Here is a 22283-nt window from a genome sequence, read left to right as displayed (position 1 = left end):
CGGCTCAGCGTTTCAGCCGGATGAGGCCTTCCTGGGCGACCGAGGCGATCAGCGTACCGTCGCGCGCGAACAGCGAGCCGCGGGTGAAGCCGCGCGACCCTTGGGTCGACGGGCTGTCCTGATTGTAGAGGATCCAGTCGTCCAGCGAATGGCTGCGGTGGAACCACATGGCGTGGTCGAGGCTGGCCGCCTGGATGTCGCGATCGAAGATGGCGCGGCCATGCGCGAAGGTCGAGGTATCGAGCAGCGTCATGTCGGAGAGATAGGCAAGCACCGCCGCCTGAATGGCGCGGTCTTCCGGCACCGGACCGGTGGTGCGGATCCAGATGTTCTGCTGCGGCTCCAGCTTCTCGCGGCTTGTGTAGTGCTTCAGCATCACCGGCTTCATCTCGATCGGCCGGTCGCGCTCCCAGTAGCGCCTGATGCCTTCCGGCACCGCTTCGCCGAACTTGCCGAGCAGCTCGCGCTGGGTGAGCAGCGTGTCGGGCACCGGCACGTCGCGCGGCATCGGCAGCTGATGCTCGAGCCCGACCTCATCCTGCTGGAAGGACGCCTCCAGCGAAAAGATCGCCTGGCCATGCTGGATCGCCACCACCCGGCGCGTGGTGAAGGAGCCGCCGTCGCGGATGCGGTCGACCTCGTAGACGATCGGCAGCTTGGTGTCGCCCGGCCGCATGAAATAGCCGTGCAGCGAATGCACGTGGCGTTCGGGCTCCACGGTGCGCTGCGCGGCGACCAGCGCCTGGGCGATGGTCTGGCCGCCGAAGACGCGCTGCCAGTCGACCTTGGGGCTGCGACCACGATACAGATTGTGTTCGAGCTGCTCGAGGTCGAGAATGTCGAGAAGCTCGTCCATGGCCGCGGTCATGTTTGAAATCCTTCAAGGATGTGCCATGGCCGGTTTCGGACAGGACGCGCAGGCAGTCAAGGCCGCAAACGGCAGCCGGCCGAAGCCGCGAAAGGATGATGCCATGGTCGACCGCAAGCCGAATGGAGCAGAGGCGAACGGGAGCCGCGAGGCGCCGCTCGACGTGCTCATCGCCGGCGCCGGCTATGTCGGCCTCACGGCGGCCGTATCGCTGAAGCAGGCGCGGCCGGGCCTCGCCATCGCCATCGTCGATGCCGCCCCCGCCGGCGTCTGGCAGAAAGACGGCCGCGCCTCAGCCATTGCCGCGGCCGCCAGCCGCATGCTGCAACTGCTCGGCGTCTGGGAAGAGATCGCGCCGGAAGCGCAGGCGATCACCGAAATGATCATCACCGATTCGCGCGCCGCCGACCCGGTGCGTCCGGTGTTTTTGACCTTCGACGGCGAGGTGGCGCCCGGCGAGCCTTTCGCCCATATGGTCGCCAACCGCGACCTCAACGGCGCGCTGCGCCGGCGCGCCGAAAAGCTTGGCATCGACATCATCGAAGGCATGGCGGTCAGCGCCTTCGACGCGAATGGCGCCGGCATCACCGTGCATCTGGCCGACGGCGCGACGCTGAAGGCGCGGCTGCTGGTCGCCGCCGACGGCGTCAATTCGAAATTGCGCGACATGGCCGGCATCAAGACGGTGAAGTGGGAATATGGCCAGTCCGGCATCGTCTGCACGGTGGCGCATGAGCGCCCGCACAACGGCCGCGCCGAGGAGCATTTCCTCCCCGCGGGTCCCTTCGCCACGCTGCCGCTGAAGCCGGACAAGGACGGGACCAACCGCTCGTCGATCGTCTGGGTGGAGCGTACGGAAGATGCCAAGGCGCTGGTCGAGGGCGACGAGTTCGTCTTCGAGCACGATCTGGAGCAGCGCTTCGGCCTGAAGCTGGGCGAGATCCGCGTTGCCGACAAGCCGCGCGCCTGGCCGCTCGGTCTGACGCTCGCCCGCGCCTTCATCGCGCCGCGCATCGCGCTCGCCGGCGATGCCGCGCACGGCATCCACCCGATTGCCGGCCAGGGCCTCAATCTCGGCTTCAAGGACGTGGCGGCGCTCGCCGAAGTGGTGGTCGAGGCCGACCGGCTCGGCCAGGACATCGGCGCCCTCGATGTGCTCGAGCGCTACCAGCAATGGCGTCGCTTCGACACGCTGCAGATGGGCGTCACCACCGACGTCTTGAACCGGCTGTTCTCCAATGACATCGGCCCGCTGCGCGCCGCGCGCGATCTCGGCCTTGGCCTCGTCGAGCGCATGCCCCGGCTCAAGGATTTCTTCATCCGCCAGGCCTCGGGCCTGTCCGGCGACACGCCAAGGCTGCTGAAGGGCGAGGCGATCTGATCGCCTACTGGCCGAAGCCGACACGACGTCGTCATCCACGGGCGGAGCGGGAGCGCAGCGGACGCGCAGACCCGAGGATCCATTCCGTGACTTTAATCGTAGGTGCTGCGGAGCAGAATTCTGCACCGCTGCAACGCTTACAGTAACAGATTCTATGGTCTGCGCGCGTCGCTTCGCTCCTTGCTCCGCCGTAGAATGACGAGGCGAGAGGCGTTTCGGCCAATCACGAAGGCAGGCGATCTGATCGCCTTGTGGCGTGGCAAATTCAGGTCAGGCCGAGTCGGAGTCGAAGACGGGCGCGAAGCGACCAAACTGGATGGCTTCCGAGAACCGGCCTACGCCGGCCGTAGCCTTTCATAGAGCGGAGACACTTATGAGGGCTTCGGCCGGCGAAGGCCGGAGCGGAACGTACTTGAAATACGTGAGCACCGGAAGCGCAGGAAGCCACCATTTGCAGGCCGGCCTCACCTGAATTCTAATTCACCTCGAACCCCAACTTCTGCCGCAGCCTCAGCATCCGCTGGTCGGCGATCCTGAGGCTCTGCTCGCCGCCTTGCGCGACGCGGTTCAGCATCCTGAGCAGGTCGTCCCGCTCATGCGGATCGAGGCGCTCGCGCAGGAACGGCGCCAGCTTGTCGATGACGATCGTGGTGTCGTCGATCTGCGCGGCGGCCCATTTGCCGTAGACCACGGCCTCGTCGGTCTTCTTTTGGCCCTCCGCGATCTGCGAGATCACCTCGCGGATGACCGCCTCGCGCCGCGGCAAGATCGGGCCATGCTCGGCAACGATTGCCGTGATCAGCGTTGCGGCCGCCACCACCGGATCGTCGATCGCCGCCAGCGGCGAGAGCGCGGCCTGATCGCGCAATTTCTTGCGCCGCATATTGCCCTGGACCCGCCCGACGACGTCGGCAACCTCGCGCGCGGCGTCGCTCATATATTTCAGCCGGTACCACCAGATGGCGGCCGCGCCGAGCACACCAAGCAAAGCGATCAGGAAAGGCATGCCGAATTCCCCCGAAATCGCGGCGACGATAAGAGAAGCGCGGCATCGCTTCAACAAGCAACGGTTGCGTCCGTGAAGAAACTCTGAAGATGTTTCCCGCAAGAGACAGCTTCAACCGGCGTCGCGCACTGCTGAGCGGCGGCTATGACCCCGGCACGTTGTAGATCGCCCTGATCTCGACCGTACCGAGTTCCGCCAGCGGGATCTTGGCCGCAATGTCGAGCGCCTCGTCGAGATCGGCAGCCTCGACCATGACGAAGCCGAGCAGTTGCTCCTTGGTCTCGGCGAAGGGGCCGTCGGTCACCAGCACCTTGCCATTGCGCCGCCGGAGCGATTTCGACGTCTTCACCGACTGCAGCGCCTGCGCGATGACCAGCTTGCCTTGGCGGTCGAGCTCCCGGTCATAGCCGAGCGAGTCGGCATCGAGCTTGGCCATGCGCTCGGGGGTCAGCGCGTAGAGGTCCTTTTCCTCGCCATAGACCAGCAGGACATATTTCATTTCGAGCTTCCTTTCATTGACGCGTTATAGGAGGCGAAGGGTAAGGTGTCGGTTTTAATTGCCATCGCCGCATGGTCGAGCAGGCATGTCGCGACGCCGATGACGGCGATGGCCGCCGCCAGCCGGCCGAAACCGGGCGCCGGCGGATTCAGCCAGAACTCTTCAAGTCGCCTCCCTTTTCGCTCAGGCTTTCCCCAGATCGCGAGAAACAGGTTGTCCATCTTAACCTCCATCGGCCGGTAGTGGCCGCCCGCAGGACGGTCGGGCAGACGGCAAGTCGACATTTTTGCACGCGTTTTTTTGCAGAATTTTCGAACGCCTTGCGCGAGCACAATCATACCTGGAGATGGATGGTCTTCCGGCCGGCCCGCGCTATAGTCTTCGGGAACGCCGGCGGCCGCCGGCGCAAACCCCGACAGACCAGGAGGACTCCATGGACCGCACCGCAAACGCCGTCTGGAAAGGCAATCTGAAGGAAGGCAACGGCACGCTGGACACCCAGAGCGGCACCTTGAAGGGCACGCCCTATTCGTTCAAGGCGCGCTTCGAGGACGAGAGCGGCAAATCCGGCACCAATCCGGAAGAGCTTATCGCCGCGGCGCATGCGGGCTGCTACGCCATGCAGCTGTCGCACTTCCTCGCCGAAAACGGCACGCCGGCCGCCGAGCTCGACGCCAAGGCAGTGGTGACGCTGGTCCCCGGCACCGGCATCACCGGCAGCGCCATCACCCTGGTCGGCAAGGTGCCGGGCATCGACGCGGCGAAGTTCAAGGAGCTGGCCGAGAAGGCCAAAGCCGAATGCCCGGTATCGAAGGCGCTGGGGGCGATCAAGGTGTCGCTGGATGCAAGGCTGGGGTGAGAAGCTTCTCCGCGAAGGCTGACGATCCTTCGCCCCCCTCTCTTCCCTGCCGGGCATCTCCCCCTCAAGGGGGGAGATCAGATGTCGTGTCGGCTTTCGCCAATCGCTGACGGTGAAAGAAGGGCGCCGGCGCCGGAACTGCTAATCTCCCCCCTTGAGGGGGAGATGTCCGGCAGGACAGAGGGGGGCGCCTCGCGCCAACCTTTCCAGCGAGCTAGCCGCCCAGCGCCTCGATCTTCGCGCGCAACGCAGCGACCTCTTCCTCCAGCGCCTTGACCCGCGCCTCGAGGTCGGTGTCCACAGTTGGCGCCGGCGGCTGCCAAGACGCCGGCATCGCTGTCGCCTCCACCGGGCCGCTCAACAGATGCACATAGCGCTCCTCGCGCTGGCCGGGCGCGCGTTCGAGCAGCTGGATCAGCGGCGGCCGGCGGCCGATCATAAGGTCGAGATTATCGCGCAGCTCCTCGATGGAGGCAAAGCGCGCCATGCGTTCTGAACGGGCAAGCAATTCATGCGCCGTCTGCGCACCGCGCAACAGCAGCAGCCCGATCACCGTGATCTGCGGCGTGGTCAACGAAAAGCGCTGCGCCATCAGATGCTCGTAGCGCTCGACGCGGGAAGCGAAGGCCTGGCGCACGAGGCCTTTCTGCTCGAGCGTGCTCAAAGCCCGCCGGACCTCCGTCAGCTCGAGCGCCATCACCGGCTCACGCGCCGTCTTCTGATTGGCCGCCTGATGCGCGCCGTTGAGCGTCAGGGGATAGACGTCCGGCGTCAGCTCCTTCTTCTCGATCAGGGAACCCAGCACACGCGCTTCGACGGGGGATAGGATGGGGAGATCTTCACTCATTGAGTTGCTTAGCCTTCGAGGTTGGAGGGACAGCACCCCCCTCTGGCCTGCCGGCCATCTCCCCCGCAAGGGGGGAGATCAGCAGTTGCAGCGCCGCTCGCCCATTGTTGCAACGCTGAAGATTAGCGAAAGCCGGAATGACAGCCAATCTCCCCCTTGCGCCCCTTGCGGGGGAGATGTCCGGCAGGACAGAGGGGGGTGTGAAGGAACGCTGCGTTCGACGTGGTCGCGAGCGAACCCTCCGACTCTAAACGCGCCGCTCCACCATCATCTTCTTGATCTCGGCGATTGCCTTGGCGGGATTAAGCCCCTTCGGGCAGGTCTGCGCGCAATTCATGATGGTGTGGCAGCGATAGAGCCGGAACGGGTCTTCGAGATTGTCGAGCCGTTCGCCCGTCGCCTCGTCGCGGCTGTCGATCAGCCAGCGATAGGCCTGCAGCAACGTGGCCGGGCCGAGATAACGGTCGCCGTTCCACCAATAGCTCGGGCAGGACGTCGAGCAGCAGGCGCACAAGATGCACTCGTAGAGCCCGTCGAGCTTCTCGCGGTCCTCATGGCTCTGCAGCCATTCCTTGGCGGGCGTCGGCGAGACCGTCTTCAGCCAGGGCTCGATTGAGGCGTGCTGGGCATAGAAATTGGTGAGGTCGGGCACCAGATCCTTGATCACCGGCATATGCGGCAGCGGGTAGATCTTCACCGCGCCCGAAATGTCCTCGGCGCCCTTGGTGCAGGCGAGCGTGTTGGAGCCGTCGATATTCATGGCGCAGGAGCCGCAAATGCCTTCGCGGCAGGAACGGCGCAGCGTCAGCGTCGGATCGATCTTGTTCTTGATCCACAAGAGCGCGTCGAGCACCATCGGCCCGCAATCGTCCATGTCGACGAAATAGGTGTCCATGCGCGGATTCGCGTCATCGTCCGGCGACCAGCGGTAGACGCGGTATTCGCGCAGGTTCGTCGCGCCTTCCGGCTTTGGCCAGGTCTTGCCCTGCTGGACCTTGGAATTCCTGGGAAGCGTGAGTTCGACCATTACCTGCGGTCCTTTCGGATGACGAGCTTCAGCCCGGACCAGATTTCATTGACGGCGGCCACCTTGACGTCGACCAGGTCGCGCTTCAGCGCCTCGGCGCGGACGACGCCCTCGGTGACGTCGGTCGGCACTTTCGATGCCTTCTTCGGCCAGGAGACCCAGACCATGCCGTCGCGCTTGATCGCGGTCTCGATGCCGGCCAGGCCGTCCTCGATCTCGGCGCGCTGCCGGACAAAGGCGTGCACGGCATCGTATTTCTGACGGCCCGATATCGCCGACCACCCGGCGAGCCGGTCGACGCCGGCAAAGGACACCGCCTCGGTCAATTGGTCGAGCTCCGGCGGCAACGCGATGAAAGCGGCGACCATGCCGTCCTTCAGGCCGAGCTTGGCCGGAAGAGGCGTGCCGGAATATCCGGTGGCCGCGAGCACCATGATCAGTACACCCGCGCCTTCGGCGCGATCTTGGCCAGGCTGATGCCGCCGTCCTTTTCCGCCAGTAACGGCTCCGTGTGCACCGGCCGGTAGGTGAGCGTCACCTTGCCGTCCTCGCTCAGATGAGCAAGCGTATGCTTGCGCCAGTTGGCGTCGTCGCGCGCCGAGAAATCCTCGCGTGCATGCGCGCCGCGGCTCTCCTTGCGCGCCTCGGCGCCGTACACGGTGGTGATGGCATTGGCCATCAGGTTTTCCAGTTCCAGCGTCTCGACGAGGTCGGAATTCCAGATCATCGAGCGGTCGGTAACCTTGATGTCCTTGAGCTCGCCCCAGAGTTCCGAAATGCGCTTGCAGCCATTCTCGAGCGATTCCTGCGTGCGGAATACCGCGGCGTCTTCCTGCATGGCGCGCTGCATCTTCTCCCGGAGCACAGCCGTGGGGGTCGAGCCGTTGGCGTGGCGCAGCCGGTCGAAGCGCTCCATGATCTTCTCGACCGAAGCTTCGTTGGGCGACGGTATCGCCGACTTGCGGTCGATCACCTGGCCGGCGCGGATGGCCGCCGCCCGCCCGAACACTACGAGGTCGATCAGCGAGTTGGAGCCCAGACGGTTGGCGCCGTGCACAGAGGCGCAGCCGGCCTCGCCGACCGCCATCAGGCCCGGCGACACGCGGTCGGGATTCTCGGCTGTCGGATTGAGCGCCTCGCCCCAGTAATTGGTCGGCACGCCGCCCATATTATAGTGGACCGTCGGCAGCACCGGGATCGGCTCCTTGGTGAGATCGACGCCGGCGAAGATCTTGGCCGATTCCGATATGCCCGGCAGACGCTCGTGCAGCACCGCAGGATCGAGGTGATCGAGATGCAGGAAGATGTGGTCCTTTTTCTTGCCGACGCCGCGGCCCTCGCGGATTTCCAGCGTCATGCAGCGCGAGACCACGTCGCGCGAGGCAAGATCCTTGGCCGACGGTGCGTAGCGCTCCATGAAGCGCTCGCCCTCGGAATTGACGAGATAGCCGCCTTCGCCGCGCGCCCCTTCGGTGATCAGGCAGCCGGCCCCGTAGATGCCGGTCGGATGGAACTGGACGAACTCCATGTCCTGCAGCGGCAGCCCGGCCCTGGCCGCCATGCCGCCGCCGTCGCCTGTGCAGGTATGCGCCGAGGTGGCTGAGAAATAGGCGCGGCCGTAGCCGCCTGTCGCCAGAACCACCATCTTGGCCGAGAAGCGGTGGATGGTGCCGTCGTCGAGGTTCCAGGCCACGACGCCGGTGCAGGTGCCGTCCGGCTCCATGATCAGGTCGAGCGCGAAATACTCGATGAAGAACTGCGCATTGTTCTTCAGCGACTGGCCGTAGAGCGTGTGCAGGATGGCGTGGCCGGTACGGTCGGCGGCCGCGCAGGTGCGCTGCACGGGCGGACCGTCGCCGTAGTTCATCATATGGCCGCCGAACGGCCGCTGATAGATCTTGCCTTCCTCGGTGCGCGAGAACGGCACGCCGTAATGCTCGAGCTCGTAGACGGCGGCCGGCGCCTCGCGCACCATATATTCCATGGCGTCGACATCGCCCAGCCAGTCCGAGCCCTTGACGGTGTCATACATGTGCCACTGCCAGGAGTCCGGCCCCATGTTCGACAGCGAGGCGGCGATGCCGCCTTGCGCCGCGACGGTGTGGGAGCGCGTCGGGAAAACCTTGGTGATGCAGGCCGTGCGCAGCCCCTGCTCGGCCATGCCGAGCGTGGCGCGCAGGCCGGCGCCGCCGGCGCCGACGATCACCACATCGAATTTGTGATCGACGAAAGTGTAGGCGGAAGCCGTGCTGGCTGTATTTGCGTTGGCCAAGACGTCAGCCTCCGAATGCGAGTTTGAGCAGGGCAAACAGCGAAGCGACGCCGACTGCCACGCAGAAGAAGGTGTTGAGAGCGATCAGCGCCAGCCTCAGGCCTTCGCCGTGCACGTAATCCTCGATGATCACCTGCATGCCGATGCGCATGTGGTAAAGCGGCGAAATCAGCACCAGGCCGAGCATGACCACCACGAACGGGTTCGCAAGCACCGCCCGCACATCTGCGTAGTCATGGCCGTTGATCGCGATCAGGAAGCCGACGAAGAACAGGATCAAAGGAATGTTGGCGATGGCGGTCAGCCGCTGCCGCCAGAAATGCCCGGTGCCCTCGCGGGCCGAACCGAGGCCGCGGACCCTCGCCAGCGGCGTGCGCATGTCCGAATTGTTCGCGCTCATCAGAAAGCTCCCCGCGCCATATAGCCGGCGATCCAGATCAGAAGCGTGAGCACGATCGAACCGGCAAGCGTCGCCCAGGCGATCCTGGACGCGGTGTGTTTTTCCAGTCCTGCGCCGGTGTCCCAGATAAGATGGCGCAGCCCGCCCAGCATGTGGTGCATCAGGGCCCAGGTGTAGCCGAACAGGACCAACCGGCCGAGCCAGGAGCCGAAGGCCCAGTTGACCCAGTCGAAGGCGGCCTGCGAGCTCGCAGCGGCGATCAGCCATGCCGCGACTAGCAGCGTTCCGAAATAGAGCGCGCCGCCGGTGATACGATGGATGATCGACATCGTCATCGTGATCGGCGGCCGGTAGATCGTCAGATGCGGCGAGAGCGGCCGTTCACGTCTGGCAACTGCGCGGGTGGCTGGTGATTTGCTCATGGCTCCCCCAGATCGGCATCCTGGAGCCGCGATGGGAATGCGGCCTTTGCCGCCCTCTTATATGGCTCCGGACAGCCGGTTTCTAATGCGCTTTTTGCACCGCGTCAAAGCCGGAAAATCGTTTTGGAAACATCATTTAGTCTGACAAATTGGCCGTCGCGCGCTTCAATCGATTAGCGGCTGTTTCGACGCCGGCGCAATGTTCGTTGCAGTGCAACAAAGAGCGCGGGCCGGGTGGGTTGAGATTCAGGTCAGGCCGAGCCGAAAACGACAAGTTCCGAGAACCGGAGCGGAGCGTACTTAAAGTACGTGAGCACCGGCCTACGCCGACCGTAGCCTTAACTGCCACGCACTTTCATGTCACGGATGCTTCGGCCGGCGAAGGCCGGAAGCGCAGGAGGCTGCCGTTTGCAGGTCGGCCTCACCTGAAGATCAGCCCACCCGCTATCTCCGGCAGGTCTGCGGGGTGGACCCTCTCTTCATCACCAGCGCTTCGCGCCCGTCGATCACGATTGCGTCATGCGTCGCCGCTTCCTGGTAGCGGCTGCTCTGGTTGGCGGGCGAAGCCGCGAATTCCTCGGTCGAGCCGTCCGGGCGGGCCACGCGCAGCGACGAGCCGAGATTCTGGATGGTGATCATGCCGCCATTGCCGCATCTATAGCTGGCCGTGCCGACGCCGGAGCGCGGCACGGTAAGGTCGGTGACGATCTTGGTCGCGGGCGCGGGCGTTGCGGGCGCCTTGGCCGTCGCAGGTGCCGGCGCGGTGGCTGTCGGGGCCGGTGCAGGTATCGGGGGCGCCGCGGCTGCCGTTGACGCCACGGGTGCGGCGGAGGGCGGGGCCGGAGCAGGCGAGGCTGCGGTCGGCGGAGCGGCATTCGCCGCCTTCGGCGCGCCGTCCTGCGGCACGCAGGCCGCGGCCGCGAGAAGCAGCGGGATGGTGATCGACACCCGAACCGTGTGTCCAAAGCTCATGCGCTGCCCTTTCGTGTGCGGCACGCTACAGCAATTCCAGGAAAAGTGTGAACGGTTGGGTCGGGCGCCTTCGCCGTAGCCTTCCGTCCGGAATTGCGTCGAAACAAAGAAAGAGGCGGTTGCCTTTCCGTGAAACGGTGGACCGCTGTAGCCACGCGGCGACGCAAGATCAAGTTGACCCGGAGTCAGCCCTGCTCCAGGCCCCTGCCGCAGGGAAAGCCCGCCCTCGAAAATTAACCATGTTCCTTAAGAAGCGGCGCCGAAAACCTCCCGCCTCTTAACAAAGGTTAAGAAAGAGTTAATTTCCGATTCGAACCAGAATTCAGGCGCGATCTGCGCGCCGCCCCAGGGGAGAGCGACATGCGTTCGAATTCAGTGCGGATAAGCCTCGCGGCCGCAACGCTGGCGGCGCTGGCAGTCGCCGCGCCGGCCGAAGCGGGCCTGCGCCACCATGACCGTGTCTATGCCGATTCCTTCGGCAATCTCGTCATCGACAGCGCCGCCGGATACAAGCGCATCATCGTCGGCGAGGGCAAGCTGGCGAAAAAACTTTCCGAATACACCGGCGCCGGCCAGCCGGATGTCGTTTATGACGATGCGGACGAGCCCGGCTGCTACCAGCCGCCGGTGCTGGTCAAGGGCCGCTCCTACATGTACGGGCTTTCCGACGGCGAGATGCCCAATCTCAATCCTTGCCGTTGAAGATCGTCGGCGTTTGGCGCCGCCGCAGCGCGCCTGACACGCGCACGCAATAGCGGCCGGCAAGGCCCGGCCCGTCGTCATTCTAGGGCGAAGCAAAGGAGCGGAGCGACGCGCGCAGACCCTAGAATCCATGCCGTTCCATTAAGGCGTCGCGTCGATTACAGAATTTGCACCGCAGCGTTCTACGACAGAGGTAACGGCATGGATCCTCGGGTCAAGCCCGAGGATGACGAAGTTGCGGGAGCTTCGGGCAATCGCGAACGTCGCGATCGCCTTCTAGGACTAAGCAAGGGTTTGGGCCGGGCCTGTATGTATCAGCCGACGGCGAGCGGCTCGGCAGCGAAGGCGGTCTCAGGTCTCTCATAGGAAAGCCGCACGCTGTCGCGGCCGTTCTTCTTGGCCTTGTAGAGCGCCTCGTCGGCGCGCCGCATCAGCGGCATCAGCCCTTCCCTGCCGGAGCGGGCGGCGACGCCGAAGCTGGCGGTGACCCTGATGCCGGGCGGCAGGCCCTCGATCGCGCCGGCCGAATAGAAGGCGCGGATCGCTTCGGCAAAAAGCCTTGCGGCCCCCAGGTCGGTAAGCGGCAGAAGCACGGCGAACTCTTCGCCGCCGATGCGGCCGGCGGCCCCGCGCGCGCCGGTGGCCGAGCGCAGCTTGGCGGCGAAATCGGCGATCACCCGGTCGCCTGCCTCATGCCCATGCTGGTCGTTCAGCGCCTTGAAGTGATCGAGATCGGCAAGCACCAGAGCGACGGGGAATCCGGCCTTGCCGCACTGGTCGAGCAAGAGGGTCGCCCGCTCCTCGAAGCCGCGGCGGTTGAGGATGCCGGAGAGCGGGTCGGTATGGGTCTCGGCCTTCAATGTCTTCATCACGTCGAGCGCCGCTGCCGTGAACAGGCTAAGCGCGATCAGCAGCGACAAAAGCGCGTGCGAAAGCAGCGCCGTCGTCCAGTAGGAGGAGGCGTAGAAGCCGTCATAGCCGGGGAACGGCCCGTGTGCGATGATGACGATCAGCGTGCGGGCAATGAAATTCAGCCCCGATAGCACCGACAGCACGAGCAGGATCTTTTCGGTCGGACCATTGTGGCGCACCGTTCTCAGTTCCGCGGCGACCAGCAGGCTGAGCGCGCCGAAACCGAAATTCATGACAAGCACGCGCCAGGTGAGGTCCGGCTGGACGAACATGAACCAGATGAAGGATGCGAGCCCGCCTCCGGTCACGATTGCGATACCGACATAGGGCACGCGCCGCCCGTAGCGCGCGATGATCGCGCTGGAGAGGCAGCAGGCCGCGATCGTGAAGCAGATGTTGGAAACGAGCTTGGTCAGCGCCATGCCGATCGGGAGCGTGAAATATTGCAGCAGGAAACCCGGCGCCGACAGGCAGTAGCTCGCGCCGAGCGCAGCCAGATACGGTCGATGGCGCTGATAGGACCACAGCACGAGGAACGCAGCGCCGAGCGCCAGCGCTATCGTCGGATTGAGCAGCGCTATGAGCAGACCGGTGTCCAAACGACTGCGACTTTCCCCAACTTACCCAGGGGGAGATACTAGGATGCAAGCCCAAACAAGCGGTTAAGTCTCGATAGATAGATCGTATGCCACGCGGAACCGGCCCGCCGGAGCGGCGTTGTCCGGCCAGACAGGAGACGCCAGACGGGAGACGATCGAGATGGCGGGCACGATCACTTTGACGAACCACGATGAAATCCGCTCCTGGGCGGCGGCGCGCGCCGGCTTCCCGGCCATCGTCGACGTCTCGCCCGAGGCGGGAACGCAGCCCATGCTGCGGCTGGTTTTTGGGCAGCAGGCCTATGAAGACATCGACCGCCCGGAGCGTCCGATCAACAGCGGCGGCTACGAGCTCGTGGAGTGGGACGAGTGGTTCAGGATTTTCGACGAGCGGCAGCTGGCCTTGGTCGTCGCCGCCGACGAGCCCGGCCGGCGCGAGGAATTTCACGAGATCATTCGCAGATAGATCGCTGACAGCAAAAGGCCCGGACGTCGCGTCCGGACCTTTGTTGAGAGACGCAGCCGGCTGTTACTTCCAGTCGCGGATGTCGACGAAATGGCCGGCGATCGCGGCGGCCGCCGCCATGGCCGGCGACACCAGGTGGGTGCGGCCCTTGAAGCCCTGCCGGCCCTCGAAATTGCGGTTCGAGGTTGAGGCGCAGCGTTCATGCGGCTTCAGCCGGTCGTCGTTCATGGCCAGGCACATCGAGCAGCCCGGTTCGCGCCAGTCGAAGCCGGCGGCGACGAAGATCTTGTCGAGGCCCTCGGCCTCCGCCTGTTCCTTGACCAAACCCGAACCCGGCACGATCATGGCGTTGACGCGCGGATTGACCTTCTTGCCCTCGACCACCTTGGCGGCGGCGCGCAGGTCCTCGATGCGGCCATTGGTGCAGGAGCCGATGAAGACGCGGTCGAGCGCGATGTCGGTGATCTTGGTTCCGGGCGTCAGCCCCATATAGTCGAGCGCGCGGATCTTCGAGGTGCGCTTGTTCTCGTCCGCGATCTCTTGCGGATCGGGCACGATGCCCTGCACCGAGACGACGTCCTCGGGCGAGGAGCCCCAGGAGACGATCGGCGGCAGCTTTTGCGCGTCGAGCACGACGACCTTGTCGAAATGCGCGCCCTCGTCGGACTGCAGCGTCTTCCAATAGGCGAGCGCGACATCCCAGGCTGCGCCCTTCGGGGCGCGCGGCTTGTCCTTGACATAGGCGAAGGTCGTCTCGTCCGGCGCGATCAGGCCTGCACGGGCGCCGCCCTCGATCGACATGTTGCAGATCGTCATGCGGCCTTCCATCGACAGTGAGCGGATCGCTTCGCCCGCATATTCGATGACGTAGCCGGTGCCGCCCGCCGTGCCGATCTCGCCGATGATGGCGAGGATGATGTCCTTGGCGGTGACGCCTTCCGGCAGCTGGCCGTCGACGCGCACCAGCATGTTCTTGGCCTTGCGCTGGATCAGCGTTTGTGTCGCCAGCACATGCTCGACCTCAGACGTGCCGATGCCATGCGCAAGCGAGCCGAACGCGCCGTGCGTGGAGGTGTGGCTGTCGCCGCAGACGATGGTCATGCCCGGCAGCGTAAAACCCTGCTCCGGCCCGATGATGTGGACGATGCCCTGGCGGATATCGTTCTCGGAATAATATTCGATGCCGAAATCCTTGGCGTTCTTGGCTAGCGCCTCGACCTGGATCCGGCTCTCCTCGTTCTTGATGCCGAACTTGCGCTCCGGCGAGGTCGGCACGTTGTGGTCGACCACGGCCAGCGTCTTTTCCGGATGACGGACCTTGCGGTTGCTCATGCGCAGGCCCTCGAAGGCCTGCGGGCTGGTGACCTCGTGCACGAGGTGGCGGTCGATATAGAGCAGGCAGGTGCCGTCGTCCTGACGGTCGACCGTGTGGTCGTCGAAGATCTTGTCGTAGAGGGTGCGCGGTGCGCTCATGTGCGTAAGTCCGTCGATATGAGAATGGGAAAAGGACGCCGGCAATCCAGCGCGATGACTGCGATCGGTCGGTTCAGCGAAGTCGGCTGGTGAGCGCGCCGCAGACCCGCGCGGAAAATCGCGACGGCAGGCGCTTTCTGTCCTGCAGCACGAAACCCTTATAGGCCGGATCGCTGAAAAGCTTTTCCATGGCGCGGTAGATATCAATGTTTTGGCTTTTCGGCAATTGGCGTCCGGAACCTGGTTCCTCGCCCCACGAAGTGGGGAGAGGTGGCCCGGCGAAGCCGGGACGGAGAGGGGCTGCGCGGCGCCTTGAAGGAGTCCCTGTCCCCTCTCCCGAGTTTAAATCTCATAACGGTTTTGACGTCGCAGAGGGCGTCCCCCGCTCCGTCCCGGCTTCGCCGGGCCACCTCTCCCCCGCTTCCGCGGGGGCGAGGAACCGGCGCCAAGCTTATTCAAACCACCTCGAACACAAACGTCTTCACCAGCGCGTCCGGCTCGCCGATGGCGTAGCAGCGGAACCACGGGCTCTCCTCGACCAGCCGCCATTTCCTCGCCTCTGCCAGCTCGTCGAACACTGCCTGGAAGCCACCGCTCTCGAAAACCTGGTCGCGCACGGTGAAGATGGCGTGGCCGCCGCTCTTGGTGATGCGCACCAGCTCATGCAGGCCGGAAGCCGGCGCGTGGCCGATGGTGAAGACGCCGGTCGAGAAGAAGGCGCGGAAATGCCGGTCGGGCCAGGGCAGCGGGCCGCCGAGCATCACCTTCTTCAGCTCGCTATAGGCCGGGTTGCCATTGGCCTGGCGGCTGCCGGCGATCTTCAGCATGTCGTCGGAGAGGTCGAGCCCGGCGATGTCGCCATAGCCCAGAGCCTTCAGCGACGGCCCCGACAGGCCCGTGCCGCAGCCGGCGTCGAGCAACGGATCTTCGCCCGCCGGCACGTGCCGCGCCACCCAGGCGGTGATGAGGAACGGCAGAAGGTAGCCGAGCGAAGCAGTCTCGCTGTCGTAAGTCGCCGCCCAGTCGGCATAGGCCTTGGCGAGCCCTTCCGGCGAGTCGGCCGAATAGACTGAATCCAGCGCCGCATTGGCCTTGTCGAAATTCATGGGCGTCTCCTCCGCCGGATGCACATGACCCAAGCTAGAGCAATTCCAGGAAAAGTGGGAACCGGTTTTCCGTCCGGAATTGCGTCAAAAACAAAGAGGCAGCGCGGACTTTGCTGCCGGCTATTCCTGATGCTGGCGGCGCAGCCGCTGTTCCAGCGCCCGGAGCGTCAGCGACAGACCGACGGTGAGGATCAGGTAGATATAAGCGACGATCGAATAGGTCTCGAAGAAGCGGAAGGAGCCCGCGGCATAGACCTTGCCCATCTGGGTGATGTCGGCGACGCCGAGCACCGAGACCAGCGAGGAATCCTTGACCATGGCGACGAAGTCGTTGCCGAGCGGCGGCAGGATGGTGCGGATCGCCTGCGGGAAGACGATCAGCCGGAAGCGCTGAACTCGGCTGAGCCCGAGCGCCTTGGCCGCCTCGATCTGGCCCTTCTCGACCGATTGGATGCCGGCGCGGAACACTTCCGAGATGAAAGCCGAGTAGCCGATGGTCAAAGCCATGACGGCGCGCCAGAGCAGCGACACGTCGCGCACCAGAAGCTCGCCCATCAGGCCGGCGCTCTGCAGCGGCGCGCTCAGCGCGTTCCAGGCGGCGACAAAGGCCGGCGCGCCGGCAAAGGCAATCCAGAACAACAGCACCAGGATCGGCACGCCGCGGATGATCTCGACATAGAAACGCGCGATCTGGCGCAGCCACTGCGATCCCGACAGCGCCATCAGCGCGATGCCGAGCCCAAGCGCGGAGGCCAGCGCGAATGCGACCGCCGTGACGAAGATGGTGATGCCGATGCCCTTGGTGACGGTGGCGAAGACTTGCGCATAAAGGTCGCTGGAAGCGATGGCGACCGCGGCGGCCAATGCCAGCACGAGGGCGGCGGCCAGCCACCAGGGGAATTCGGGTTTGGGGGTGGGTGGCATCAGGCGATGCCATCGCAGCTATTTTTGCGATGGCAGCGCTCTACGAGGCCCCCCTCTGTCCTGCCGGACATCTCCCCCTCAAGGGGGGAGATTGGCAGCTTCGGCCTCACCGCCCCTCCTGCAGCGTTGGAGATTAGCGAAAGCCGGCGCGACATCCAATCTCCCCCCTTGAGGGGGAGATGGCCGGCAGGCCAGAGAGGGGGGACTTGGCGCAAGGTCAGCGCAATTTCCTGCAAACTCATTGCGCGCAACAAGACGAGTTCACTGCCCCATCTTGTAATCGAGGAACCACTTCTTGTTGAGCTTGTCGAACGTGCCGTCGGCCTTCAGCGAAGCGATGGCGGCATTGACCGGCTTCACCAGGTCCGAGCCCTTCGGGAAGATGAAGCCGAAATCCTCAGTGCCGAGCGGTCCGCCGATCAGCTTCAGCTTGCCTCCGGAAGCGTCGACATAGCCCTGGCCGGCGGTGCCGTCGGTGAGCACCACGTCGACGTCGCCCGACTTCAGCGCCTGCACGGTCGCGCCGAACGTTTCGAACAGCTTTATCCGCGGGTTCTGCTCATTGCCGTCGAGCACGCTGTAGACGGCAGTGTAGAAGGGCGTGGTGCCAGCCTGGGCGCCGATCAGCCCGTCCTTGAAGGCGCCGAAGGTCTTTGCGTCGGTGAAGCGGCTTTCGTCGCCGCGCACCAGCATGAACTGCTCCGAGCGCATATAGGGATCGGAAAAGTCGACCTTCTCCTTGCGGTCGTCCTTGATGGTGATGCCGGTCATGCCGATGTTGTACTGGTTGTCGGAAACCGCCTGGATCATCGCGTCCCAGGAGGTGTTCTGGTATTCGACCTTGAAGTTCAGCCGCTTGGCGATCTCGTCCATCGCGTCATATTCCCAGCCGATCTGCTTGCCGGTTTTCTTGTCGATGAACTGCAGCGGCGGATAGGCGTTCTCCGTCACCACCACGACCTTTTTGCCGCCGAGATCGGGCAGGTTGTCGGCGAGCGCCGCGACAGGCGCGAGAAGCCAGGCCACAAGGGCGGCCAGCAGCAGTTTCGACTTGGTCATGACAAACTCCCCGAATGTGATTTGGCCGCGCGAAGTTCGCGCGCCAAGAGAAAACCGGCGCCGACTTTAGCTTGCCGCAAGCGCCTTGCAAGCCGCTCCGCTGCGACGCTGCGCGTGAATGCGCAATCCGGTGCTCTTCAAGGATAGTTTCGAGGACGGCCTTTGTCGCGATCAGTCCCGATCGGCCGTTGCCTCGCGCAACCCCGCGACCAGCCGTGTCAGCGTGCCGTGCAGGGCTTTCAGCTCGGCCCGCTCCAGCGGCATGCCGCAGCTGAGCCCGTGCTGCACGTCCTTCATCTTCGCCCGCAGCGCCTCACCCTGGGCGGTCGGCTCGACCAGCACGCGGCGCTCGTCGGCGCTATCGCGGCGACGCGTCACGAGGCCGCCCGCTTCCATCCGCTTGATCAGCGGCGTCAACGTCGCGGAATCCAACCCCAGTGCCGCGCCAAGCTCGCCGATCGTGCTCGGTGAATGCTGCCACAGCGCCAGCATCGCCAGATATTGCGGATAGGTGAGGCCGAGCGGATCGAGCAGCGGCCGGTAAAGCTTGGTCATCAGCCCGCTTGCCGAATAGAGCGCGAAGCAGAGCTGCTGGTCGAGGCGCGGCACCTCGAGCGCCCCGGCGTCTTGCGCCGGGGTTTGATTGGTCCTTGTTTCGGTTTTCGTTGTCATGCAGCCTTTGCCGAGAGCGCCACGTCGATATTGCCCCGGACGGCGTTGGAATAAGGGCAGATCTTGTGCGCTTCCGATACAAGCGCCTCGGCGCCCGCCTGATCAAGCCCCTTGATCTCCGCCGCCAGCGAAACGCCGAGCCTGAAGCCGCCCTGGTCGTTCGGATAGAGGCTGACGGTGGAGGTGACGGAAGCGTCCTGCAGCGGCAGCTTCTGCTGGCGGGCGACAAAACGCACCGCGCTCTCGAAGCACGCCGCATAGCCGACGGCGAAAAGCTGCTCGGGATTGGTGGCGCCGCCCTTGCCGCCAAGTTCCTTCGGCATCGCCAGATCGACCTTAAGCAGGCCGTCGCTGGTCTCGCCGTGACCGTTGCGGCCGCCGCTGACGTGAGCCTGGGTGCTGTAAAGTGCCGACATTTTCGTCTCCATTTGATTTGTACACGATTATCTAGTGTACAAGCTAATTGGGTGTCAACCCCGATGTCGTCATCCACGGGCGAAGCGACGCGAAGCGGAGCGCGAACCCGAGGATCAAGCGTTTCTGCAACGCAGAAATCCGAGACGTTGGCGGGACAGCACCCTCCTCTGGCCTGCCGGCCATCTCCCCCGCAAGAGGGGAGATCGGACGTCGCCGCGGCCTTCGCCAATTGTCGATGTTGAAAGGAGGGTGAGGCGCCCAAGCTGCCAATCTCCCCCTTGCGGAGGAGATGTCCGGCAGGACAGAGGGTGAAGGAACGCTGACCTATCACCTTCGTCCATACACGACGAAACCGCGAAGGCTTCGATCAAATTCCGCTCGCTTGCGACAGCTGCACAACGAAAAAAGGCGGCCGAAGCCGCCTTTCCAAAACCTGTCTTGCAAAAAAACCTTATTCGGCCGAAGCGGCCTCGGCGGCAGCCTTCTTCTCGGCGGCTTCCTTGGCTGCCGTCTCGGCGGCCAGCGCCTGCGCGGCGGCGACCTTCTCGGCCTCGATGCGGGCGCGCTCGGCGTTCAGCGCGTCGCGCTCTTCATCGTTCAGCTTGCGGGCGCGCACGCCGGTGTTTTCCGAAATGCGGGCCGACTTGCCGCGACGGTCGCGCAGATAATAGAGCTTGGCGCGGCGAACCTTGCCGCGGCGCACGATCTCGACGCCCTCGACCATCGGCGAGTAGACCGGGAAAACGCGCTCCACGCCTTCGCCGTAGGAAATCTTGCGTACGGTGAAATTCTCCTGGAAGCCAGAGCCGGCGCGGGCGATGACGACGCCCTCATAGGCCTGGACGCGGGTGCGGGTGCCTTCGGTGACGCGCACCTGGACGCGCACGGTATCGCCCGGCTGGAATTCGGGCAGCTTGCGCTTGGCTTCGATCTTGGCGGCCTGTTCGGCCTCGAGCTGACGGATGAGATCCATCTCAAATATCCACTTCTTGTTCTTCCGACAGTCAGAGCGTCCTCAGCTCGCCTTGCAGTTCCAATGACCGCTCGGCTATGCCCTTTGTCGAAACATCAGGCAGGGACGGCTACACCGCACTTGTTGACGGGTCCAGAAGATCGTTCTTCCGGTTCGGGCGGGCACATACAGCCATTTTGCCGCTTTGTCACGCCCTAATGCATGTCGCCCGGAACTGTGCGCGATTCCGGGACGACGACATGCACCGAAACAAGGCGTTGCGGCACATTTTGCGCCCATGGCCCACATTTACTCGGCCGTGCCGGGTTGCGCGCGGCTTGCAAGCTTCCTAAGCGGGCAAAATGACTTTTTTCGATGCCGCCTTGCTCTTTCTCTCAGGCTTCGTCTCCGGCGCGGTCAATGCCGTCGCCGGCGGCGGCACCTTCGTCACCTTCGGCGCCATGAGCTTGGTCGGCGTGCCGCCGATCGTCGCCAATGCCACCTCCTCGGTGACGCAGTTTCCCGGCTACATCACCTCGACGCTCGCCTATCTCGATGACATCAGGCATTTCTGGCGCCAGGCGCTGCTGCTTTGCGTCATCTCCGCCTTCGGCGCGCTGGCCGGCTCGCTCATCCTGCTTGCGCTCTCCAATCCGTCTTTCCGCGCCCTGGTACCCTGGCTGCTGATCGCCGCGACCGCGCTGTTCGCGGCCGGGCCATGGCTGAAACCGGTGCCTAAACCTGGCGCCGAAGCCAAGGTCGGCTCATTCGCCGGATCGCTCGCCCAGTTCGCGACGTCGGTCTATGGCGGCTTCTTCGGCGCCGGCATGGGCGTGATGATGCTGGCGACGCTCGGCCTGACGCAGGCCGGCGACTATCACCGGCTCAACGCGCTGAAAAACATGCTGGCCGTGGTCATCGCCGCCATCGCCATCCTGGTTTTCGTTTCGGGCGGCGTCGTCGCCTGGCCGCAGGCGATCGTCATGATCCCGGGCGGCGCGCTCGGCGGCTATGCCGGCGTCTGGATGGCCAAGCGCGTGCCGCAAGGCATCGTGCGCGGCTTCGTCGTCGCCGTCGGCCTGTTCTTGGCCTTTTATTATTTCACCAAGGGCTGAGCGCGCAGCAAGTCAGGCCGCCGCTCCCGGGTGAGCTTCTCCGCCTCGGCGCGCCGCCATTCGGCAATCTTCTTGTGATTGCCGGAGATCAGCACGTCCGGGATCGGCCTGCCTTCGAACTCCTGCGGCCGCGTGTAGTGCGGATGTTCGAGCAGGCCGTTCTCGAAACTTTCTTCCTCGCCCGAGACGGCATTGCCCATGACGCCGGGCAACAGCCGCACCACGGCATCGAGCAGCACAAGTGCTGCCGGCTCGCCGCCAGACAGGATGAAATCGCCGACCGAGACCTCCTCCAGTCCCCGCGCCTCGATCAACCGCTGGTCGACGCCCTCGAAGCGGCCGCACAGGATGACCGCTCCCGGGCCGGCGGCGAGCTCCCGCACGCGCGCCTGCGTCAGCGGTTTGCCGCGCGGGCTCATCAGCAGCCTTGGACGCTTATCGCCCGGCGGCGCGGCGTGGTCGATGGCTTTGGCCAGCACGTCGGCGCGCATCACCATGCCGGCGCCGCCGCCGGCCGGCGTGTCGTCGACGGTGCGATGCCTGTCGGTGGCGAAATCGCGGATCGGGATCGCTTCGAGCGACCAAGTCCCGGCCTCCAGCGCGCGCCCCGCCAGCGACAGGCCGAGCGCGCCCGGGAACATCTCCGGATAGAGCGTCAGCACCGAAGCGGCAAAGCTCAACGGTTGCCCCCGGCATCCTTCGGCCCGCGCGGCCTGCCTTTCGGGTCGAAGCCGGACCGGCCAGGCGCCGCCCCATCTTCCTCATCCTCGACAAGGCCAGCCGCCAGCGGATCGACCTCTACGAATCCGTCGGCGATCGAGACATGCGGCACCGCGGCCTGCGTGAACGGGATCAGCACGCCTTTGCGGCCGGCAAGGGTGACATCGAGTATGTCGCCGCCGCCGAAATTGTGCACGGCGACGACCTTGCCGATGACACCCGTTTCGTCCCTGACGTCGAGACCGATGAGATCGGCGTGGTAGAACTCGTCTTCCTCGCCTTCATCGGGCAGCACCGAGCGGTCGACGAAAAGCTCGGTGCCGGCCAAAGCCTCGGCGGCGTTGCGGTCACCGACGCCCTTGAAGCGCACCACCACAACAGTCCCGGCTGGCCTGATATCGGTGATCTGGAAGGCGCGGCCGTCCCTGGCATAAAGCGGACCGTAATCGGCCAGCGCGAGCGGATCGCCTGTGAAGGTCTTCACCCGCAATTCGCCCTTGATGCCGTGCGCGGCACCGATCACGGCCATCTGTACGGGATTTTCGAGCTTCGGCATCGGCGGCGCTTCCTTTGCCCTGCTCTAATCCCCTCAAGCCGTCATTTCAATGACGGC

At 64.8% G+C, this 22283-nt stretch carries 26 protein-coding genes; 5 read left to right on the top strand and 21 right to left on the bottom strand.

Features of this window, described 5'->3' with window-relative positions; genetic code table 11:
• Window positions 1-4: 4 nt before the first annotated feature.
• Entirely contained in the window at window positions 5-868 is an 864-nt protein-coding gene (gene tesB / locus LB565_RS14315; protein ID WP_224584957.1) for an acyl-CoA thioesterase II, read from the bottom strand.
• 103 nt (window positions 869-971) lie between these two features.
• Between tesB and LB565_RS14310 the strand changes: the two genes are divergently transcribed.
• On the top strand, window positions 972-2249 hold the full coding sequence (locus LB565_RS14310) for a ubiquinone biosynthesis hydroxylase (RefSeq protein WP_224585109.1): 1278 nt from the start codon (window positions 972-974) through the stop codon (window positions 2247-2249).
• A 475-nt stretch (window positions 2250-2724) separates the two neighbouring features.
• Here LB565_RS14310 and LB565_RS14305 read toward each other — a convergent pair whose 3' ends face one another.
• The 3 genes from LB565_RS14305 to LB565_RS14295 form a co-directional block, all read right to left on the bottom strand.
• On the bottom strand, window positions 2725-3255 hold the full coding sequence (locus tag LB565_RS14305) for a hypothetical protein (protein WP_224584956.1): 531 nt from the start codon (window positions 3253-3255) through the stop codon (window positions 2725-2727).
• Between the two features lie 142 nt (window positions 3256-3397).
• Entirely contained in the window at window positions 3398-3754 is a 357-nt protein-coding gene (locus tag LB565_RS14300) for a YciI family protein (protein WP_224584955.1), read from the bottom strand.
• Window positions 3751-3975: a hypothetical protein gene (locus LB565_RS14295; protein ID WP_224584953.1), complete on the bottom strand. Its 225-nt coding sequence runs from the start codon at window positions 3973-3975 to the stop codon at window positions 3751-3753. The genes LB565_RS14300 and LB565_RS14295 overlap by 4 nt, the downstream gene beginning before the upstream one ends.
• Before the next feature lie 212 nt (window positions 3976-4187).
• Between LB565_RS14295 and LB565_RS14290 the strand changes: the two genes are divergently transcribed.
• Window positions 4188-4613, top strand: coding sequence for an OsmC family protein (locus LB565_RS14290; protein ID WP_124998336.1), 426 nt, complete (start codon window positions 4188-4190; stop codon window positions 4611-4613).
• A gap of 214 nt (window positions 4614-4827) precedes the next feature.
• Here LB565_RS14290 and LB565_RS14285 read toward each other — a convergent pair whose 3' ends face one another.
• The 7 genes from LB565_RS14285 to LB565_RS14255 all read right to left on the bottom strand — a co-directional run bounded on the left by LB565_RS14285 (window position 4828) and on the right by LB565_RS14255 (window position 10553).
• Window positions 4828-5460 (bottom strand): YceH family protein, encoded by a 633-nt coding sequence (locus LB565_RS14285; RefSeq protein ID WP_224584951.1) that lies wholly within the window; start codon window positions 5458-5460, stop codon window positions 4828-4830.
• Between the two features lie 247 nt (window positions 5461-5707).
• The gene (locus LB565_RS14280; protein ID WP_224518034.1) at window positions 5708-6487 is read right to left on the bottom strand and encodes a succinate dehydrogenase iron-sulfur subunit; all 780 of its coding nucleotides are present in this window, start codon (window positions 6485-6487) and stop codon (window positions 5708-5710) included.
• Window positions 6487-6921: a DUF3052 domain-containing protein gene (locus LB565_RS14275; RefSeq protein WP_224584949.1), complete on the bottom strand. Its 435-nt coding sequence runs from the start codon at window positions 6919-6921 to the stop codon at window positions 6487-6489. The genes LB565_RS14280 and LB565_RS14275 overlap by 1 nt, the downstream gene beginning before the upstream one ends.
• Window positions 6922-6923: 2 nt before the next feature.
• Window positions 6924-8759, bottom strand: coding sequence for a succinate dehydrogenase flavoprotein subunit (gene sdhA / locus LB565_RS14270; protein WP_224584947.1), 1836 nt, complete (start codon window positions 8757-8759; stop codon window positions 6924-6926).
• A gap of 4 nt (window positions 8760-8763) precedes the next feature.
• Window positions 8764-9159 carry a succinate dehydrogenase, hydrophobic membrane anchor protein gene (gene sdhD / locus LB565_RS14265; RefSeq protein WP_224584945.1) on the bottom strand — a complete coding sequence of 132 codons (396 nt, stop codon included), beginning with the start codon at window positions 9157-9159 and terminating at the stop codon, window positions 8764-8766.
• The gene (gene sdhC / locus LB565_RS14260; protein ID WP_140846371.1) at window positions 9159-9581 is read right to left on the bottom strand and encodes a succinate dehydrogenase, cytochrome b556 subunit; all 423 of its coding nucleotides are present in this window, start codon (window positions 9579-9581) and stop codon (window positions 9159-9161) included. Before sdhC ends, sdhD begins: the two co-directional genes overlap by 1 nt.
• 444 nt (window positions 9582-10025) lie before the next feature.
• A complete protein-coding gene (locus LB565_RS14255) occupies window positions 10026-10553 on the bottom strand; it encodes a hypothetical protein (RefSeq protein WP_224584943.1) in 528 nt (175 codons plus the stop codon).
• Between the two features lie 360 nt (window positions 10554-10913).
• On the opposite strand from LB565_RS14255, the gene LB565_RS14250 reads away from it, so the two are divergent.
• On the top strand, window positions 10914-11255 hold the full coding sequence (locus tag LB565_RS14250; RefSeq protein WP_224584940.1) for a hypothetical protein: 342 nt from the start codon (window positions 10914-10916) through the stop codon (window positions 11253-11255).
• A 314-nt stretch (window positions 11256-11569) separates the two neighbouring features.
• On the opposite strand, the gene LB565_RS14245 is transcribed toward LB565_RS14250, so the two are convergent.
• Window positions 11570-12766 (bottom strand): GGDEF domain-containing protein, encoded by a 1197-nt coding sequence (locus LB565_RS14245; protein WP_224584939.1) that lies wholly within the window; start codon window positions 12764-12766, stop codon window positions 11570-11572.
• A gap of 160 nt (window positions 12767-12926) precedes the next feature.
• Between LB565_RS14245 and LB565_RS14240 the strand changes: the two genes are divergently transcribed.
• Window positions 12927-13232: a hypothetical protein gene (locus LB565_RS14240; RefSeq protein WP_224584937.1), complete on the top strand. Its 306-nt coding sequence runs from the start codon at window positions 12927-12929 to the stop codon at window positions 13230-13232.
• 63 nt (window positions 13233-13295) lie between these two features.
• Here LB565_RS14240 and leuC read toward each other — a convergent pair whose 3' ends face one another.
• From leuC to rplS, 7 genes are all read right to left on the bottom strand, one after another.
• Entirely contained in the window at window positions 13296-14705 is a 1410-nt protein-coding gene (gene leuC / locus LB565_RS14235) for a 3-isopropylmalate dehydratase large subunit (RefSeq protein ID WP_224584934.1), read from the bottom strand.
• A 455-nt stretch (window positions 14706-15160) separates the two neighbouring features.
• On the bottom strand, window positions 15161-15811 hold the full coding sequence (locus LB565_RS14230; RefSeq protein ID WP_224584933.1) for a class I SAM-dependent DNA methyltransferase: 651 nt from the start codon (window positions 15809-15811) through the stop codon (window positions 15161-15163).
• 120 nt (window positions 15812-15931) lie between these two features.
• The gene (locus tag LB565_RS14225) at window positions 15932-16735 is read right to left on the bottom strand and encodes an amino acid ABC transporter permease (protein WP_224584930.1); all 804 of its coding nucleotides are present in this window, start codon (window positions 16733-16735) and stop codon (window positions 15932-15934) included.
• 261 nt (window positions 16736-16996) lie between these two features.
• Entirely contained in the window at window positions 16997-17794 is a 798-nt protein-coding gene (locus tag LB565_RS14220) for a transporter substrate-binding domain-containing protein (protein WP_224584928.1), read from the bottom strand.
• Window positions 17795-17965: 171 nt separating this feature from the next.
• Window positions 17966-18466, bottom strand: a complete 501-nt coding sequence (locus LB565_RS14215; RefSeq protein ID WP_224584927.1) for a MarR family winged helix-turn-helix transcriptional regulator — start codon at window positions 18464-18466, stop codon at window positions 17966-17968.
• The gene (locus tag LB565_RS14210) at window positions 18463-18882 is read right to left on the bottom strand and encodes an organic hydroperoxide resistance protein (RefSeq protein WP_318012156.1); all 420 of its coding nucleotides are present in this window, start codon (window positions 18880-18882) and stop codon (window positions 18463-18465) included. Before LB565_RS14210 ends, LB565_RS14215 begins: the two co-directional genes overlap by 4 nt.
• A 452-nt stretch (window positions 18883-19334) precedes the next feature.
• Complete coding sequence (gene rplS / locus LB565_RS14205; protein ID WP_095769549.1) at window positions 19335-19856, bottom strand: 50S ribosomal protein L19; 522 nt, start codon at window positions 19854-19856, stop codon at window positions 19335-19337.
• Window positions 19857-20197: 341 nt separating this feature from the next.
• Here rplS and LB565_RS14200 point away from each other — a divergent pair, with 341 nt between their 5' ends.
• The gene (locus LB565_RS14200) at window positions 20198-20950 is read left to right on the top strand and encodes a sulfite exporter TauE/SafE family protein (protein WP_224584922.1); all 753 of its coding nucleotides are present in this window, start codon (window positions 20198-20200) and stop codon (window positions 20948-20950) included.
• Here the strand turns inward: LB565_RS14200 and trmD are convergent.
• Window positions 20932-21630: a tRNA (guanosine(37)-N1)-methyltransferase TrmD gene (gene trmD / locus LB565_RS14195; RefSeq protein WP_224584920.1), complete on the bottom strand. Its 699-nt coding sequence runs from the start codon at window positions 21628-21630 to the stop codon at window positions 20932-20934. The two genes, LB565_RS14200 and trmD, sit on opposite strands and share 19 nt — an antisense overlap.
• Window positions 21627-22226, bottom strand: a complete 600-nt coding sequence (gene rimM / locus LB565_RS14190; RefSeq protein WP_224584918.1) for a ribosome maturation factor RimM — start codon at window positions 22224-22226, stop codon at window positions 21627-21629. Before rimM ends, trmD begins: the two co-directional genes overlap by 4 nt.
• Between the last annotated feature and the right edge of the window lie 57 nt (window positions 22227-22283).

The sequence above is a fragment of the Mesorhizobium sp. CA14 genome (genome assembly GCF_020165195.1).
Classification (GTDB): Bacteria; Pseudomonadota; Alphaproteobacteria; order Rhizobiales; family Rhizobiaceae; genus Mesorhizobium.
This window is presented reverse-complemented; position numbering and strand designations above follow the sequence as displayed.